Origin of the sequence: Actinospineispora eucalypti, assembly GCF_039543365.1 — a bacterium.
GTDB classification, from domain to species: domain Bacteria; phylum Actinomycetota; class Actinomycetes; order Mycobacteriales; family Pseudonocardiaceae; genus Pseudonocardia; species Pseudonocardia eucalypti.
This window is the reverse complement of record NZ_BAABJP010000008.1, coordinates 318,143-334,729: the sequence shown is the minus strand read 5'-3', so window position 1 is coordinate 334,729 and position 16,587 is coordinate 318,143. Positions and strand designations below refer to the sequence as shown.

14 protein-coding genes and 1 pseudogene are annotated in these 16,587 nt (G+C 70.6%); 6 read left to right on the top strand and 9 right to left on the bottom strand.

The annotated features are described in order from the left end of the window. Positions 1-6 precede the first annotated feature (6 nt). A complete protein-coding gene (locus tag ABEB12_RS12545) occupies positions 7-249 on the top strand; it encodes a zinc-ribbon domain-containing protein (RefSeq protein ID WP_185061667.1) in 243 nt (80 codons plus the stop codon). Here the strand turns inward: ABEB12_RS12545 and rnhA are convergent. Genes rnhA through ABEB12_RS12525 form a run of 4 tightly spaced genes read right to left on the bottom strand, consistent with a single transcriptional unit; the run spans position 246 to position 2,425 of the window. Next, positions 246-710: a ribonuclease HI gene (rnhA, locus tag ABEB12_RS12540; RefSeq protein ID WP_425572240.1), complete on the bottom strand. Its 465-nt coding sequence runs from the start codon at positions 708-710 to the stop codon at positions 246-248. The two genes, ABEB12_RS12545 and rnhA, sit on opposite strands and share 4 nt — an antisense overlap. Then, positions 707-1,381 carry an MBL fold metallo-hydrolase gene (locus tag ABEB12_RS12535; protein WP_185061668.1) on the bottom strand — a complete coding sequence of 225 codons (675 nt, stop codon included), beginning with the start codon at positions 1,379-1,381 and terminating at the stop codon, positions 707-709. The genes rnhA and ABEB12_RS12535 overlap by 4 nt, the downstream gene beginning before the upstream one ends. 32 nt (positions 1,382-1,413) lie before the next feature. Beyond that, entirely contained in the window at positions 1,414-1,800 is a 387-nt protein-coding gene (locus ABEB12_RS12530) for a hypothetical protein (protein ID WP_185061669.1), read from the bottom strand. Beyond that, positions 1,772-2,425: a TetR family transcriptional regulator gene (locus ABEB12_RS12525; RefSeq protein WP_185061670.1), complete on the bottom strand. Its 654-nt coding sequence runs from the start codon at positions 2,423-2,425 to the stop codon at positions 1,772-1,774. Before ABEB12_RS12525 ends, ABEB12_RS12530 begins: the two co-directional genes overlap by 29 nt. 3 nt (positions 2,426-2,428) lie before the next feature. Here ABEB12_RS12525 and ABEB12_RS12520 point away from each other — a divergent pair, with 3 nt between their 5' ends. Next, positions 2,429-2,905, top strand: coding sequence for an SRPBCC family protein (locus tag ABEB12_RS12520; RefSeq protein ID WP_345702767.1), 477 nt, complete (start codon positions 2,429-2,431; stop codon positions 2,903-2,905). Between the two features lie 330 nt (positions 2,906-3,235). On the opposite strand, the gene ABEB12_RS12515 is transcribed toward ABEB12_RS12520, so the two are convergent. Genes ABEB12_RS12515 through ABEB12_RS12505 form a run of 3 tightly spaced genes read right to left on the bottom strand, consistent with a single transcriptional unit; the run spans position 3,236 to position 7,959 of the window. Beyond that, positions 3,236-4,171, bottom strand: a complete 936-nt coding sequence (locus ABEB12_RS12515) for a 2Fe-2S iron-sulfur cluster-binding protein (RefSeq protein WP_185061671.1) — start codon at positions 4,169-4,171, stop codon at positions 3,236-3,238. Next, positions 4,168-6,012, bottom strand: coding sequence for an NAD(P)H-dependent oxidoreductase subunit E (locus ABEB12_RS12510; RefSeq protein WP_185061672.1), 1,845 nt, complete (start codon positions 6,010-6,012; stop codon positions 4,168-4,170). The genes ABEB12_RS12515 and ABEB12_RS12510 overlap by 4 nt, the downstream gene beginning before the upstream one ends. 9 nt (positions 6,013-6,021) lie before the next feature. Beyond that, positions 6,022-7,959 carry a molybdopterin-dependent oxidoreductase gene (locus ABEB12_RS12505; RefSeq protein WP_185061673.1) on the bottom strand — a complete coding sequence of 646 codons (1,938 nt, stop codon included), beginning with the start codon at positions 7,957-7,959 and terminating at the stop codon, positions 6,022-6,024. Positions 7,960-8,151: 192 nt separating this feature from the next. On the opposite strand from ABEB12_RS12505, the gene ABEB12_RS12500 reads away from it, so the two are divergent. Continuing rightward, positions 8,152-8,856, top strand: a complete 705-nt coding sequence (locus ABEB12_RS12500; RefSeq protein ID WP_185061674.1) for an FCD domain-containing protein — start codon at positions 8,152-8,154, stop codon at positions 8,854-8,856. Between the two features lie 9 nt (positions 8,857-8,865). Here the strand turns inward: ABEB12_RS12500 and ABEB12_RS12495 are convergent, their stop codons facing one another. Both ABEB12_RS12495 and ABEB12_RS12490 read right to left on the bottom strand, forming a co-directional pair. Beyond that, positions 8,866-10,227 (bottom strand): MFS transporter, encoded by a 1,362-nt coding sequence (locus tag ABEB12_RS12495; RefSeq protein ID WP_185061675.1) that lies wholly within the window; start codon positions 10,225-10,227, stop codon positions 8,866-8,868. Positions 10,228-10,337: 110 nt separating this feature from the next. Next, positions 10,338-11,312 carry a 2-dehydropantoate 2-reductase gene (locus tag ABEB12_RS12490; protein WP_185061676.1) on the bottom strand — a complete coding sequence of 325 codons (975 nt, stop codon included), beginning with the start codon at positions 11,310-11,312 and terminating at the stop codon, positions 10,338-10,340. A 186-nt stretch (positions 11,313-11,498) separates the two neighbouring features. On the opposite strand from ABEB12_RS12490, the pseudogene ABEB12_RS12485 reads away from it, so the two are divergent. From ABEB12_RS12485 to ABEB12_RS12475, 3 genes and pseudogenes are all read left to right on the top strand, one after another. Beyond that, positions 11,499-13,201, top strand: a pseudogene (locus tag ABEB12_RS12485) (thiamine pyrophosphate-binding protein). A 13-nt stretch (positions 13,202-13,214) separates the two neighbouring features. Then, positions 13,215-14,441: a formyl-CoA transferase gene (gene frc, locus ABEB12_RS12480; RefSeq protein ID WP_185061677.1), complete on the top strand. Its 1,227-nt coding sequence runs from the start codon at positions 13,215-13,217 to the stop codon at positions 14,439-14,441. Between the two features lie 3 nt (positions 14,442-14,444). Beyond that, on the top strand, positions 14,445-16,577 hold the full coding sequence (locus tag ABEB12_RS12475; protein ID WP_185061678.1) for an acetate--CoA ligase family protein: 2,133 nt from the start codon (positions 14,445-14,447) through the stop codon (positions 16,575-16,577). Positions 16,578-16,587 lie beyond the last annotated feature (10 nt).

The following is a 16,587-nucleotide window of genomic DNA, read 5'->3' as shown; positions in this document are numbered from 1 at the left end:
GGAGTCATGCTGGTCATCTTTGGCGTCAAGCGCTACCTCGAGCAGCTGGCCATGCTCAGCCTCGGCTGCCCGAACTGCGGGACCACCAGCGCCCACCCGCTGCGCCGGGCGTACAGCAAGTTCACGCTGTTCTTCATCCCGCTGTTCGTGGTCAGCTCCCGCTACCAGGTGCAGTGCACGTACTGCGGGCTGGTCTCGGGGGTGAGCAAGCAGCGGGCGCTGGAGCTGCGGGGGGCGAGCGTCCGCTAGGCCCGTTGCTCGCGGGCCTCCTGGACCCCGCGCACCGCCAGCCGGTCGGCGCGCTCGTTCTCCGGGTGGCCGGCGTGGCCCTTGACCCAGTGCCACTCCACCTGGTGTGCGCCGGCGGCCGCGTCCAGCCGCTGCCAGAGGTCGGCGTTTTTCACCGGCTGCTTGTCCCGGGTGAGCCAGCCGTTGTTCTTCCACCGGGGCAGCCAGGAGATGACGCCGTTCCGCACGTAGGTGCTGTCGGTGAAGATGTGCACCGTGCACGGCCGGCTGAGGCTCTCCAGCGCCCGGATCGGCGCGGTCAGCTCCATGCGGTTGTTGGTGGTCGTGGTGGACTCGCCGCCGTACAGCTCCTTCTCGTGCCGGCCGTAGCGCAGCACCGCGCCCCAACCGCCCACGCCGGGGTTACCACTGCACGCGCCGTCGGTGAAGATCTCCACGATCCCCCCGCCCGCGTCGTTCACCAGCGGCGCTCACGCCACTCGGGCAGCGACGGGCGCTGCTCCCCGAGGGTGGAGTCGTCGCCGTGGCCGGGGTAGAACCAGGTGTCGTCGGGCAGCGGGTCGAAGATCCGTTGTGACACGTCGTCGATCAACGAGTCGAAGTCCTCCGGCGCCCAGGTGCGGCCGACCCCGCCCGGGAACAGGGAGTCCCCGGTGAACAGGTGCGGCCGGTCGGAACCCCGGTAGAGCAGCGCGACCGAGCCGGGGGTGTGCCCCCGCAGGTGGATCACCTCGAGCTCCACCTGGCCCACCCGGACCGTGTCGCCGTGCTCCACCGTCGTGGTGGTCGGCACCGGCAGCTCCGGGGCGTCCAGCGGGTGTGCGATGGTGCGCGGTTCGCACATGCCGACCACCGCCCCGAGCGCCTGCCAGTGGTCGGGGTGCCGGTGGGTGGTGACGATGGTGCGCAGCTCGGGGCGGCTTGCGCCGTGGCCGACCATGTCCATCAGCCGGTCCGGCTCGGCGGCCGCGTCGATCAGCAGCGCTTCCCCGGTGGCCTGGCAGACCAGTAGGTAGGCGTTGTTGTCGTACTCGCCGACGGAGACCTTGGTGATGGTCAGGCCGTCCAGGGTGCGGCGGATGGCGGCACCGCCGGGGTCGGTGTGACCGGTGTAATCGTCCAGCACGTCCACGCGGATCAGCCTAGTCCGGGTCCCGCTCGGTTTCAGCCGGGGATCGCGGTCTCGTGCAGGTAGCGCCAGCGTGGTCCGCCCGGTTCGATGCGGAACAGCACGGTGACCCGCCGGGAGGAGGTGTGGCCGTGGTCCACGTGCGTCTCGAGGAACCGCGCGAGCAGTCCTTCACCCAGTTCGGCCACGAGCTCCACCTGGCTGGTCAGGATGCGCAGCCCGGGGCGGGCGTTGCGGGCGCCGGCGAGCGCCTCGAACAGCCCGGTGTTGTCCAGCGGCTGTCCGTCGGTGGTGACCATGGTGAAGTCGTCGGTGTGCGCCGCGCGCAGCTCGTCCATCACCTCGGGGGGTGCCTCGCTGCCCAGCCAACGGGCCAGCAGTTGGTGCTGCCGGTCAATCTCGGTGCTGATGAGTTCCCGCACTGTCCCTCCCGTCCGGTGCCGGGCCCGCGCCGCGGAGCACGGCGAGCGCCTGCGCCACCCAGGCCTCGGCGAACCGGTCCGCCTCGATGTCACCCGGGGTGTGGCCGATGAGGGTATCCAAGATCGGGTAATAGGTCAGCGCGGCGAGCAGTACCGCCGAGGTGGCGGCCGGGTCGGTCACCCGGATGTCGGTGCGGTGGTCCAGCCAGCGGGTGAACTCGTCGTAGACACTGCGCCGCACCTCTTCCCACACCTCGGCCAGCAGGTCCGGGTGTTCGTCCAGGTCGCGCAGCATCACCCGCAGCACCTGGTGGTCCCGGCGCATGCCGCCCCAGACGAGCTGGACGACCAGGCGCAGGGCGTCGGCCAGGTCGTCCGGCAGCTGTTCGGCCGCCTCGCCGGCGCGCATGGTCCCGATGTGCATGCCGACGACCTCGCCGAGCAGGGCGCGCTTGGAGGAGAAGTGCTTGTACAGCGCGCCGGATCCCCGGGTCAGCCCGCAGGCCTGCTGGATGTCGCCGACCGAGGTGGCGGCGTAGCCGCGCTCGGCGAACAGCCGGGCGGCCTCCCGGACGAACCGCTCGCGCGGCGGCACCGGTGGTGACGATTCTGGTAGCGGAGCCATGAAGTGAGAGACTACTCTCTCACCATGGTCACCGTGCAGGTAGTCGAAACGATCAGGTGCACTCCCCGGGAGCTTCTCGAGTTCGTCATGGACATCGAGCGGTACGCGGAGATCGACCGCAAGATCCAGCCGGTCAGTTGGGCCGAGCGGGAGGGCGACTTGCTGGAGTTCGAGTGCCGGCCGAAGGTCGCCGGGGTGCCGCAGCCGAAGGTGGTGCAGCAGGTGCGGCTGACCCCGTGGTCACGGATCGACATCACCCTGTCCCCGCCGCCGCGCAACCGCATGCAGCACGCGTTCGCCAAGTTCAATGCCAGTTTCGAGTGTGTCGAGGTACCGGAAGGGACCCGGGTGACCCGCACGCTGAACTTCAGCTTTCACCCGGCTACCCGGTGGCTGCTGGAGCCGTTGCTGCGCCGCCGGCTGCCGGGGGAGGTGCGGGAGGAGATCGCCCTGGCCAAGCGCCACCTGGAGGGCGGCTGACTCGTTCGGGGCGGATTTAAGACGGCTTGGACGGCCGCGGCTGAGTGGTCTTCCGCCGCTTCGGCCCGGCCCGTTGCGTTCGGCTACACGCCGTAATGGCTGGACGGCCCCAACCCGGCTTCCGTTCGTCGCGCCGGGGGCGTGATCGTCGACCGTGGCGGTTTAGCCGCGAAAATCGACGCTCAACCGCCAGAGACGGCGATCAACCTATAGCCCACGCCTGGTCACGCCCTGTGAACAGGCGCGAGGCCAAACGCAACGGGCCGGACCAAAAGCCGCGGCAGACTCCCCAAGCCGCGCCGTCCAAGCCGTTCGAAAACCGGCACCGCCCTAATCCGGCAGGTTCTGGACGTGTTGGAAGCCGAACCGGCCCTTGATGCACAGGTGTCCGTGGGTGACGCTGTGGTCGCTCGGCGAGGTCACGTTCACGATCTTGTTGTGCTGCACGTGCAGCTCCAGGTTGCAGCCGACGCCGCAGAAGGAGCAGATCGTGGTGGTGACGGTCTCGTTCTCCTCGTCCCACTCGCCGGACTCGCGCAGCTCGTGCTCGGAGACCGACTTCAGCGCTCCCGTCGGGCACACACCGACACAGTTGCCGCAGTACACGCAGGCCGAGTCGGGCAGCTCGGTGTTGTACTCGGTGGCGATCCGGGTGTCGAAGCCGCGGCCGGCGGCCGAGATGGCGAAGGTGAACTGCGCGTCGGTGCCGCAGGCCTTGACGCACTTGTAACACATGATGCAACGGCCGTAGTCGCGAACGTAAAGGTCGTTGTCCACCTTCACCGGCTGGGCCACGTTGGCCGCCGTCGAGCCGTCCGGCTCCTGGTGGTGACCTGGGTGCCGGCGATCCCGTTCGCCGTCGGCCGCCGGCGGCGCGGGCGGGCCGTAGCGACCCGCGTCGACCCCGTACTTGGTCATCCAGCGCTGCACGTCGGGGTCGGTCTGCGACATGTCGGCCGAGCTGGCCAGCAGCTCCAGCACCATGCGGCGGCTGTGCTGCACCTTCTCCGAGTCGGTGCGCACCACCATGCCGTCCTCCACCGCCCGGGCGCAGGACGGCACCAGCACCCGGGAACCCTCCACGTCGACCATGCACACCCGGCAGGCGTTGATCGGGGTGAGGTTGGGCGCCCAGCACAGAGTCGGGGTGTCCACCCCGTGCGCGCGCAACGCGTCCAGGATCGTGGCGCCCTCCGGCACCCGCACCTCGACGCCGTCGAGGGTCACCGTCACCAGGCGGCGGATCTCGCCGAGCATCACCGTCATCGGTTCGACCTCCGGTTCAGCAGGTCCAGGGATATCGCCGACTGGATCGCGGCCGGCGCGGTCTGGCCCAGGCCGCAGATCGACGCGTCGCGCATCACCCGGGCCAGGTCGTCCAGCAGGGCCAGCTCCTGCTCGCGGGACCCGATCTCGGTGCCGCGGGCCAGCCGGGCCAGCGCCTCCTCCTGGCGGACGGTGCCCACCCGGCAGGGCACGCACTGGCCGCAGGACTCGTCGCGGAAGAACGCCGCGATCCGGCGCAGGATGTCCGGCATGTCGGCCGAGGTGTCCAGCGCGAAGATCACCCCGGAGCCGAGGGTGGCGCCGATCTCCCTGGTGCCCTCCAGAGTCAGCGGCACGTCCAGCTGGTCGGGCAGCACGAAGCCGCCGGCCGCCCCGCCGAGCAGGATCGCCCGCGTCTCGCCGACGAGGCCGCCGGCCAGCTCCAGCACCTCGCGCAGCGTGGTGCCGAACGGCACCTCGTACACCCCGGGGCGGGCCACCGCGCCGGAGAGGCAGAACAGCTTCGGCCCGGTGGACCGGCCGCCGCCGATCGAGGCGAACGCCGGGCCACCGCCCTCCATGATCTGCAGGGCGTTGTAAAGCGTCTCCACGTTGTTGATCACCGTGGGCTTGCCGAAGAGGCCGCTCACCGAGGGGAAGGGCGGTTTGTTGCGCGGCTCGCCCCGGTAGCCCTCCAGGGAGTTGAGCAGCGCGGTCTCCTCGCCGCAGATGTACGCCCCGGCGCCCCGGCGCAGCTCGATGTCGAACGCGAAGCCCTCGCCCATCACGTCCGGGCCGAGGTAGCCGCGCCGGCGGGCCTGCTCGATGGCGTTGGCCAGCCGGCGGGTGGCCAGTGGGTACTCGCCCCGGATGTAGAGGTAGCCGCGCTCGCAGCCGGCGGCGTAGCCGGCGATGGTCATCGCCTCGACCAGGCCGAACGGGTCGCTCTCCAGCAGCACCCGGTCCTTGAAGGTACCGGGCTCGGACTCGTCCGCGTTGCACACCAGGTAGTGCGGGCGCTCCGGCGCCCGGGCCACGCCGTCCCACTTGACCCCGGTGGGGAAGGCCGCCCCGCCCCGGCCGGTCAGCGCCGAGTCGGACATCTCCTTGATCACCCGGGACGGGCCGACGTTCACCGCCCGGCGCAGCGCGCGGTACCCGCCGTGCGCCCGGTAGTCGTCCAGGCTGGTCGGGTCGACCAGGCCGACCCGGCGCAGCAGGCGCAGGTCGGCGTTGCCGCCCGGGGTCTGCGGCACGCTCACCGAGGTGTCGGAGAACGCCCCGTCCGCCCCCGAGGCGCCGGGTCCGCCGCCGGACGCCGCCGCCAGGGTGGCCTCCACCGATGCGGGCGCCAGCGAGTAGTCCGGCTCGGCCGTGCGCTGGAGCAGCACCGCCGGCGCCCGCTCGCACAGGCCCAGGCAGGGGCTGCGCACCCAGCACACCTCCTCGCCGTGCCCCTCGGCGCCCAGCTCGGCGGTCAGCGCGGCGGCGAGGTGCTCGCCGCCGTTGGCGCCGCACGCGATGTCGTCGCACACGTGCACCACCCGGGGCGCCCTCGGTTCGGTGCTGAACATGGCGTAGAAGGTGGCCACGCCGTACGCGTCGGCCGGCGGCACGGACAGCCGCAGCGACACGTAGTTCAGCGCGCCGGGGCTGATCCAGCCGATTTCCTCCTGCACCGCGTGCAGGGCGGGCAGCAGCAGGTGCCGGCGGCCGCGCGCGGCGTGCCCGGCGTCGGTGAAGTGCTCGGCGACGGCGCCGTTCTCGGACGGGCCGAGCAGCCGGTCCACCGCGTCCCGCTCGGCCGCGCTGGCGCGTGCCTGGGTGAGCCGAAGATCCAACGCTCCTCCTCAGCCGCCCGCCGCGGGCAGCGCCGGTTGCGCCGTCTGGGGCAGCTTCTCGATGCGGATCGCGGTTGCCTTGAACTCCGAGGTACCGGACTTGGGGTCCCAGGCGTCGTTGGTGATCGCGTTGGTGTCCACCTGCTCGGTGAAGTGCGGGGTGATGGACGCCAGCCCGGGCCGCAGCGCCGGGTCGAAGCTCACCGGCGCTGTCACCGCGCCCCGCCGGGACACCAACCGCACCCGCTCGCCCTCCTCGATGCCGAGCTCGGCCGCGTCGGAGGCGTCGATGCGCAGCGCCTCCCGCCGGCGCAGGGGAGAGGTGTAACCGCCGGTCTGCACCCCGGAGTTGTAGTTGTCCAGGTTGCGCACCGTGGTCAGCCGGATCGGGAACTCCTCGGACAGCTCGTCCAGCGGCGGCACGTGCTCCACCGGGGTGAACGGTGCCGGGGTGCCCCGGTCCGCCGGGTCGTCCGCCCACAGCCGGGCGTGCATCAGCGGGGTGCCCGGGTGGTCCTCCTCCGGGCACGGCCATTGCAGCCCACCCAGCTCGGCCAGTCGGGCGTAGCTCATCCCGTGGTGCCAGTTCAGCGACACCGAACGCAGCTCGTCCCACACCTGCTCGGCGCTGGGCTCGCCCCAGGGGTAGCCCATCTTCTCCGCGATGCCGCAGATGATGTGCGTGTCGGGCTTCGCCAACCCCGGGGGCTCGATGGCCTTGCGGACCAGCTGCACCCGGCGCTCGCTGTTGGTCACCGTGCCGGTGTACTCGCACCAGTCGGCGGCGGCCGGCAGCACCACGTCGGCCATCTCGGCGGTTGCCGTGCGGAAGATGTCCTGCACCACCAGGTGGTCCAGGCCCTCCAGCAGGTGCCGGGCGTGAACGGCGTTGGCCTCCGACTCGGCCGGGTTCTCGCCGATGCAGTAGAGCGCGCGCAGTTCCTTGCTCTCCATCGCCTCGAACATCTGCGACAGGTGCCAACCGGGCTTCGCCAGGATGCTCGCGCCCCAAGCTCGCTCGTAGCGGGCGCGGGCCTCGTCGTCGCCGAGGTCGTAGCCGCCGGGCAGCTTGGCCGGGATGGCGCCCATGTCGCCGCCGCCCTGGACGTTGTTCTGCCCGCGCAGCGGGCACAACCCGGAGCCGTAGCGGCCCACGTGCCCGGTGAGCAGGGCCAGGTTGATCAGCGCGAACACGTAGTCGGCCGCGTTGTGGTGCTCGGTGATGCCCAGCGTCCAGCACAGCTGCGCCCGGTCCGCGCGGGCGTAGGCGTGCGCCAGTTCCTTGATCAGTGCGGCGGGCACCTTGGTCAGCTCCTCGCCGCGTTCCAGGGTGTACGGCTCCACGCTGCGCCGGTAGTCCTCGAAGCCGGTGGTGGCCCGCTCGATGAACGCCCGGTTGTGCAGGTCGGAGGCGATGATCTCGCGGCCGATAGCGTTGGCCAGGGCGATGTCGGTGCCCACGTCCAGGCCCAGCCAGCCGTCCGCCCACTGGGCGGTGCTGGTCCGCCGGGGGTCGACGTTGTACATCCGGGCGCCATTGCGCAGGCCCTGCAGCGCGTGGTGGAAGAAGATCGGGTGGGTCTCGCGCGCGTTGGAACCCCACAGCACGATGAGGTCCGCGCGCTCGGCCTCTTCGTAGGAGGAGGTGCCGCCACCGGCACCGAACACTGTCGTCAGACCGACGACGCTAGGCGCGTGTCAAGTGCGGTTGCAGGAGTCGACGTTGTTGCTGCCCATCACCACACGGGCGAACTTCTGCGCCGTGTAGTTCATCTCGTTGGTGGCCTTCGAGCAGCTGAACATGCCGAACGCGCTGGGTCCGTGCGCCCGCGCGGCGGTGAATCCGGCGGCCGCCCGGTCCAGGGCTTCGTCCCAGGTGGCGGGCCTGAGCACGCCGTTCTCGCGGACCAGCGGCTCGGTCAGTCGTACGTGGCGGGGTTTGCGCATCGTTGCTTCTCCGTCCCTCAGACTCGGAAGTCGACCATGTCTTCGAAGTCACTGCCGTCCTCGGAGTCACCGAAAGTCTACGACTCGTCCGGCGACTCGGCGGCACATCGTATGCTGTAGCCCGCAAACCGGTGATCGCCGTTCCCCACGGGGCGGCCGAGTCGAGCGAGTGCCATATTGCCGCCTGCTGAAATGCCCTCCGAGAGATCCCGACAGATCGCGCGCCCGGTTCCGCTGCGGCAGAGCGTGTACGAGGCGATCCTGGAAATGATCATCAGTCGCCAGCTGCGCCCCGGCCAGCACCTGGTGGAGAACGACCTGGCGCTGATGCTGGGCGTTTCCCGCCAGCCCGTGCGGGAAGCGCTGCAGTGGTTGAAGAACGACGGCTGGATCGACCTGCGCCCCGCGCACGGGGCGTTCGTGCACCAGCCGACGGCCGAGGAGGCCGACCAGCTGCTCGCCGTTCGCGAGCTGTTGGAGACCGAGAGCGCCCGGTTGGCCGCGTTGCACGCCACCGAGTCTGACGTGGCCGAGCTGCGCGCGCTGTGTGAGCGGGGCGTGGCCGCGCTGCGCCGGCAGGAACTGGCCGAGCTGGTCTCGGTGAACGCGGAGTTCCACGCGGCGGTGTCCAGGGCGGCGGGGAACGAGGTGCTCGTCGAGCTGGCCGGCCAGGTGGACCGCCGGGTGCGCTGGTACTACAACCCGGTGGCGCGCACCCGGGGCGACCAGTCCTGGGAGGAGCACGCCGCGCTGGTGGACGCGATCGCCGCCGGCGACCCGGACCGGGCCGTCGACGTGATGCGCACGCACACCACCAACACCCGGCGCAGCTACCTCGCCCAGGCCGACGGCGACGGGACCGAGCCCGCCGCCGACGACAGCCATGGCGTTTCCTGAACCCACGCGTCAGCCGGCCGGCCGGGCCTGCGCCGACCCCATGCCGGGCAACGTGTTGGGCAGCCCCGGCCGCTGCAGTGCCGAGGTGGCCACCGCGGAGACCAGCACCACCCCGGCCGCCGCCAGGAACACCACCGGGAAGCCCCACGCGGTGACCGCCACGGCGGCCAGGCCGACGCCGACCAGCCCGCCGAGCGCCTTGGCGCTGTACACCACGGCGTGCACCTCCAGCGCGCGCCGCTCGCCGAAGTAGTCCCGGACCAGGCTGGCGAACAGCGGGTAGAACGCGCCGCCGCCCAGCCCGGCCAGCGCGGCCGCCACCACCAGCAGCGCGGCCGACCCGGTACCGGCGGCCAGCGCGAGCAGCAGCTGCGCGGCCGTCTGGACCAGCAGCACCAGGCGCAGTGTGCGGCGCCGGCCCAGCCGGTCGGACACCCGCATCGCCGTGGCCCGGCTGGCGCCGTTGATGCCGACCAGCAGTGCGGCGGCCAGCGCGACCAGGCCCAGCGGTGTGCCGGTGTCCAGCGCGAACACCACCAGGAAGGCGGCGTTGAACAGGGAGACCGCGCCGGCGGTGAACAGGATCAGGTGCATCACCGGCAGCGTGCCGGTGTGCACCGCGCCCGGGGTGGAGTACTCCCGGATGGCCGGCGGGTTCATCCGGCGGCCGGGTGCGTGCTTGAGCGCCCACTGCCGGGGGTCGATGTGCGCGGGCCACCAGCGCCGCGGCGGGTCACGGAAGAACAGCCCGAACCCGGCCACGATCAGCCCGACCAGGATCGCCGTGGCGGTCAGCGCGCGGGGCAGGTTGATCCCGTCCAGCCGCACGACGCCGGCGATGGCGAACGGCACCGTGCCGTAGGCGAAGGCCCCGGTGACCAGGCTGACCTGGCTGCCGGACCGGTCCGGGTGCCACTTCGCCACGGTGGACGTGCAGGCGGCGTAGACCAGGCCGGCGCCGGTGCCGCCGAGTACCGAGTAACCGACCAGCGCGCCCAGCAGCCCCGGGCCGTAGGCAAGGGCGAGCACGCCCACGGTGCTCAGGGCGGCGCCGGTGAGCATCACCGCCCGCAGCCCGATCCAGTTCCGCTCGCGCAGGTAGGCGACGGGGAAACCCACGCCGGCCTGGCACACGATCCAGCCGGCGAGCAGCCAGAACACGGTGCTCAGCGACCAGCCGTTGCGCGCCATCAGGGCCGGCGCGGCCACCCCGAAGCCGTACTGGAGCACACCGACCGCGGCCATCGGCGGCCAGGCCAACCACACCGAGGCGTCCCGGCCGGACCGGTCCTCGGGGTTGTCGCGGGTGTAGTAGAGCCGTCCGTAGCAGTCGCGGACCTCGCGGCCGCCGTCATGCTCACGCTCGTCCATGACGGGCTCCTTCCATACTGTATGAAGTAGTCTGCCGCACAGTGACCCGCAACACAAGACCAATCCATACTGTATACACACCCTCGCTCGGCGCATCATCTTTGGTGCGCTCAGGTGGGTTGGACCTGTTGGTTGAGGAGGTCGGTGATGGCGGCGACCACGCGGAGGGTGGGGACTTCGGCGCCGGTCAGGTCGGCCAGTTCGACCACGGCGGCCAGCAGGACATCCAGTTCCATGGGGCGGCCGCGCTCCAGGTCCTGCAGGGTGGAGGTCTTGTGCTCGCCGGTGCGCTCCGCGCCGGCCAGTCGGCGCTCGATGGAGATCTCCGGGTGGCAGCCGAGCCTCGCGGCCACCTCGAGCGTCTCCTCCATCATCGCGGTGACCACCGACCGGGTGCCGGGGTGCCGGCACATCGCCGCCAGGCTGGCCCGGGCCAGCACGGACAGCGGGTTGAACGAGGCGTTGCCCATCAGCTTGATCCAGATGTCCGCGCGCAGGTCCGGCTCGACCGGGCACTTCAGCCCGCCGGCCACCATCGCGTCGGCGAACTCCGTACACCGGGTGGAGATGCTGCCGTCCGGCTCGCCGATGGAGAACCGGGTGCCCTCCAGGTGGCGGACCACCCCGGGGGACTCGATCTCGGTGGCGGCGTAGACCACGCAGCCCACCGCGCGCTCCAGGGGGAGTGCCCTGGTCACCGCGCCGCCGGGGTCGACACTCTCGATCCGCCGGCCCTCGTACGGCCCCTTCAGGCCGTGGAAGTACCACCACGGGATGCCGTTCTGCGCGGCGATGAGGGTCGTGTCCTCGTGCAGCAGGGGCCGGACGAGGTCGCCCGCGTGGGCGTAGCCGGTGGCCTTGATGCCGAGGAAGACGTGGTCCACCGGGCCGACCTGGGCGGGGTCGTCGGTGGCGTTGGGGTGGGTGTGGAAGTCGCCCCGGGGACTGAGCACGCGCACCCCGTTCTCCCGCAGCGCGGCGAGCTGCGGGCCGCGCGCGATCAGGTGTACCTCCGCGCCAGCCCGGCAGAGGCTCGCGCCGACGTAGGCGCCGATTGCACCGGCTCCAAGCACAGCAACCTTCACGAGGACCTCCCAGGTCGTCGAGTTCGGTCTTTAGTATGCAGTATGTAGAAACCTGACACTAGTTTTGCGCTAGGTCTGGACATCTCCAGTCAGCAGGAGTACGAAATCCCACATACGGTATGCAGTATGTGAATGGCCCTGAGCGGCCAGGACAACTCCGTTGCTGGACAAGGAGATGACGATCGGATGACGCAAACGCTTCCCGGGAGCTCTCCCCAAACCGCCAAGGCGGTGGGGGAGCCCGAACAGATCTCGGGTGGGCATCTGGTTGCCAAGGCGCTCAAGGCCGAGGGGGTAGACACGATCTTCACCCTGTGCGGCGGACACATCATCGACATCTACGACGGATGTGTCGACGAGGGCATCTCGGTGATCGACGTGCGGCACGAGCAGGTGGCCGCGCACGCCGCCGACGGCTACGCCCGGATCACCGGCACGCCGGGCTGCGCGGTGGTCACCGCCGGCCCCGGCACGAGTGACGCGGTCACCGGCGTGGCCAACGCGCTGCGGGCGGAGAGCCCGATGCTGCTGATCGGCGGCCAGGGCGCGCTGAGCCAGCACAAGATGGGGTCACTACAGGACCTGCCGCACGTGGACATGATGGCGCCGATCACCAAGTTCTCCGCCAACGTGCCGCACACCGCGCGCGTGGCGGACATGGTGTCGATGGCCTTCCGGGAGTGCTTCCACGGCGCCCCCGGCCCGTCCTTCCTGGAGATCCCCCGGGACATCCTGGACGCGAAGATCCCGCTGGAGCAGGCCCGCATCCCCGGCGCCGGCCAGTACCGGGCGTCGCGGCGCTCGCTGGGTGACCCGGCCGACGTGCAGCGGCTGGCCGAGCTGCTGGACGGAGCGCGGAAGCCATGCGTCCTCCTGGGCAGCCAGGTGTGGACCTGCCGGTCCACCGAGGAGGCGGTGCGGTTCGTCCGTGAGCTGCGAGTTCCCGCGTTCATGAACGGCGCCGGCCGGGGCACCCTGCCCCCGGGCGACGCGCTGCATTTCCAGCTGGCCCGCCGGCACGCCTTCGCCGAAGCCGACCTGATCATCATCGTGGGCACGCCGTTCGACTTCCGGATGGGCTACGGGCGGCGCCTCTCGCCGACCGCCAAGGTGGTGCAGATCGACCTGGACTTCCGCACCGTCGGCAAGAACCGGGACATCGACCTCGGCATCGTGGGCGACCCGGGCTCGGTGCTCTCCGCCGTGGCCGCCGCCGCCACCGCGAAGGACCGCAAGGAGTGGATCGCCGAGCTGCGCGCGGTGGAGGACGCCGCCTACCGGAACGGCTGGCCCGTCAGCACTCGGACGCCTCGCCGATCGACCCGTACCGGCTGGTGCACGAGATCAACGAGTTCCTCACCGAGGACTCCATCTACATCGGCGACGGCGGCGACATCGTCACCTTCTCCGGCCAGGTGGTGCAGCCCCGCTCGCCCGGCCACTGGATGGACCCCGGCCCGCTGGGCACCCTCGGCGTCGGCGTCCCGTTCGCCATGGCGGCCAAGCACGCCCGGCCGGACAAGGAGATCGTCTGCCTGTTCGGTGACGGCGCGTTCAGCCTCACCGGCTGGGACTTCGAGACGATGGTCCGGTTCGACCTGCCGTTCGTGGGCATCGTGGGCAACAACTCCTCGATGAACCAGATCCGCTACGGCCAGATCCAGAAGTACGGCGACGCCCGGGGCCGGGTCGGCAACACGCTCGGGGACATCCGCTACTCCGAGTTCGCCAAGATGCTCGGCGGCTACGGCGAAGAGGTCCGCGACCCGGCGGACATCGCGCCGGCCCTGCGGCGTGCCCGCGAGTCCGGCAAGCCCTCCTTGATCAACGTCTGGGTGGACCCGGACGTGTACGCGCCCGGAACCATGAACCAGACGATGTACAAGTAAGGGGCCTGAACCGATGAGTGCATTGGAAGGGATCCGCGTTCTGGACATGACCCATGTCCAGTCCGGACCGTCGTGTACCCAGATCCTGGCCTGGCTCGGCGCCGACGTGGTGAAACTCGAGGCGCCGACCGGCGATATCACCCGCAAGCAGCTGCGTGACCTCCCGGACGTGGACAGCCTCTACTTCACGATGCTGAACTGCAACAAGCGCAGCATCACGCTGAACATGAAGAGCGAGCGCGGCAAGGAGCTGTTCACCGAGCTGGTCAAGAGCTCCGACGTGATGGTGGAGAACTTCGGCCCGGGCGCGGTGGACCGGATGGGCTTCACCTGGGACAAGCTCCAGGAGATCAACCCGAAGCTGGTCTACGCGTCGATCAAGGGCTTCGGCGACGGCCCGTACACCCACTACAAGGCCTACGAGGTGGTCGCCCAGGCGATGGGCGGCTCGATGTCCACCACCGGCTTCGAGGACGGCCCGCCGCTGGCCACCGGCGCGCAGATCGGTGACTCGGGCACCGGCATCCACACCGTGGCCGGCATCCTGGCCGCGTTGGTGCAGCGCAACAGCACCGGCCGGGGCCAGCGGGTCACCGTGGCCATGCAGCACGCGGTGCTGAACCTGTGCCGGGTGAAGCTGCGCGACCAGCAGCGGCTGGCGCACGGCGCGCTGAACGAGTACCCGAACGAGGAGTTCGGCGACGAGGTGCCGCGCTCGGGCAACGCGTCCGGCGGCGGGCAGCCGGGCTGGGCGGTGCGGTGCAGCCCCGGCGGGCCGAACGACTACATCTACGTGATCATCCAGCCCCCCGGCTGGCGGCCGATGAGCGAGCTGATCGGCCGGCCCGAGCTGGCCGACGACCCGGAGTGGTCAACCCCTGAGGCCCGGCTGAACAAGCTGGACAAGATGTTCCAGCTGATCGAGGAGTGGTCCATCAACCACGACAAGTGGGAGGTGTTGGCCCAGCTCAACGCCCACAACATCCCGTGCGGCCCGATCCTGTCCACCAAGGAGATCATCGAGGACGCCTCGCTGGTGGAGAACAACATGGTGGTCACGGTGGACCACCCGGAGCGCGGTCCGTTCCAGACCGTGGGCTGCCCGATCAAGCTGTCCGACTCGCCGGTGAAGGTGGAGACCTCACCGCTGCTCGGCCAGCACAACCAGGAGATCTTCCAGAGCGAGTTGGGCCTGAGCGCCGACGAGTACGCCGGTCTGCGCCAAGACGGGGTGATCTGAACAGTGGTTTACGACAAGCAGGCGGTACGTGAGGTACTGGACAAGGCCAAGGCGGTGGGCCGGGAGGCGCTGACCGCCCCGGAGGGCCGGCTGGTCTGTGAGGCCTACGGCATCCCGACCCCGGGCGAGGGGTTGGCAACCACCGCCGACGAGGCGGTGAAGCTGGCCGAGGACCTGGGCGGCGGCCCGGTGGCGATGAAGATCGTGTCGCCGGACATCCTGCACAAGACCGAGGCCGGCGGCGTGCTGGTCGGGGTGCACGGCGCCGACGCGGTGCGGGACGGGTACGAGAAGATCCTGGCCAACGCCCAGGCGTACAAGTCCGACGCCAGCGTGCACGGCGTGCAGGTGCAGCAGATGCTGTCCGGCGGCCAGGAAGTGATCATCGGCGCGACCACCGACCAGAGCTTCGGGAAGGTGGTGGTGTTCGGGCTCGGCGGCGTGCTGGTCGAGGTGCTGAAGGACGTCACCTTCCGGCTGGCCCCGGTGGACGCCGGCGAGGCCCGGTCGATGCTGGACGGCATCGCGGCGGCCGAGCTGCTCCGGGGCGTCCGGGGCGGCGAGGCGGTGGACGAGGACAAGCTGGCCGACGTGATCGTCCGGCTGTCCGACCTGGTCACCGACTTCCCGGAGATCCGGGAGCTGGATCTGAACCCCGTCTTCGCCGACGCGAAGGGGGCGGTGGCGGCCGACGTGCGGATCCTGGTGGAGACCGAGCCCCAGCCCGAGCGGCCCCGCTACACCCACGAGCAGATGCTCGAGGTGATGACCCGGCTGATGCACCCGCGCGCGGTGGCGGTGATCGGCGCGTCCAACGAGGCCGGCAAGATCGGCAACTCGGTGATGAAGAACCTCATCAACGGGGGCTACGCGGGGGAGATCTACCCGATCAACCCCAAGTCGGACGAGGTGCTCGGCCGCAAGGCCTACGCCAGGGTGGCCGACATTCCCGGCGAGGTGGATGTCGCGGTTTTCGCCATCCCGGCCAAGTTCGTGGTCGGCGCGGTCCGGGAGGTGGGGGAGAAGGGCATCCCGGCGGCGGTGCTCATTCCCTCCGGGTTCGCCGAGACCGGGAACCACGAGCTGCAGGAGGAGCTGGTCGCCACCGCCCGGGAGGCCGGCGTGCGGCTGCTCGGGCCGAACATCTACGGCTACTACTACACGCCGGAGAACCTCTGCGCGACGTTCTGCACGCCCTACGACGTGCGGGGCGGCGTGGCACTTACCTCGCAGAGCGGCGGCATCGGGATGGCCATCCTGGGCTTCTCCCGCACTACCCGGACCGGCGTCTCCGCGATCGTCGGGCTGGGCAACAAGGCGGACATCGACGAGGACGATCTCCTCACCTTCTTCGCCGAGGACCCGAACACCAAGTGCATCGCCATGCACCTGGAGGACCTGAAGGACGGGAGGGCGTTCGTCGAGGCGGCCCGGCAGACCACCAAGCGCAAGCCGGTGGTGGTGCTCAAGGCCGGCCGTACCGCGCTGGGGGCCCGGGCGGCGAACTCACACACCGGCGCACTGGCCGGTGACGACAAGGTCTACGACGACATCCTCCGGCAGGCCGGCGTGGTCCGCGCCTACAGCCTGAACGACATGCTGGAGTTCGCCCGGGGGCTGCCGGTGCTGCCGACCCCCAAGGGCGAGAACGTCGTGATCATCACCGGCGCCGGCGGCTCGGGGGTGCTGCTGTCCGACGCCTGCGATGCCAACGGGCTGTCCCTGATGGACATCCCGCCGGACCTGGACAAGGCGTTCAAGGCATTCATCCCGCCGTTCGGCGCGGCCGGCAACCCCATCGACATCACCGGTGGCGAGCCGCCCAGCACCTACGAGGCGACGATCAAGCTGGGCCTGGAGGACCCGAGAATCCACGCGTTGATCCTGGGCTACTGGCACACCATCGTCACTCCGCCCATGGTCTTCGCCGAGCTGGTCGCCAAGGTGGTCGGCGAGGCGAGGGCGGCCGGCATCGACAAGCCGGTGGTGGCCTCCCTGGCCGGGGACACCGAGGTCGAACAGGCCAGCGAGTACCTCTACGACAACGGAGTCGTCGCCTACCCGTACACCACCGAGAAGCCGGTGGCCGTGCTGGGCGCGAAGTACCGGTGGGCGCGCGCGGCGGGCCTGCTCTGAGGCTGCCCAT

Coding starts and splice junctions, on each gene's coding strand:
- ABEB12_RS12495 (WP_185061675.1), bottom strand. CDS start 10,227: ATGGACGAGCGTGAGCATGACGGCGGCCGCGAGGTCCGCGACTGCTAC.
- ABEB12_RS12515 (WP_185061671.1), bottom strand. CDS start 4,171: ATGACGGTGATGCTCGGCGAGATCCGCCGCCTGGTGACGGTGACCCTC.
- frc (WP_185061677.1), top strand. CDS start 13,215: ATGAGTGCATTGGAAGGGATCCGCGTTCTGGACATGACCCATGTCCAG.
- ABEB12_RS12525 (WP_185061670.1), bottom strand. CDS start 2,425: ATGGCTCCGCTACCAGAATCGTCACCACCGGTGCCGCCGCGCGAGCGG.
- ABEB12_RS12545 (WP_185061667.1), top strand. CDS start 7: ATGCTGGTCATCTTTGGCGTCAAGCGCTACCTCGAGCAGCTGGCCATG.
- ABEB12_RS12500 (WP_185061674.1), top strand. CDS start 8,152: ATGCCCTCCGAGAGATCCCGACAGATCGCGCGCCCGGTTCCGCTGCGG.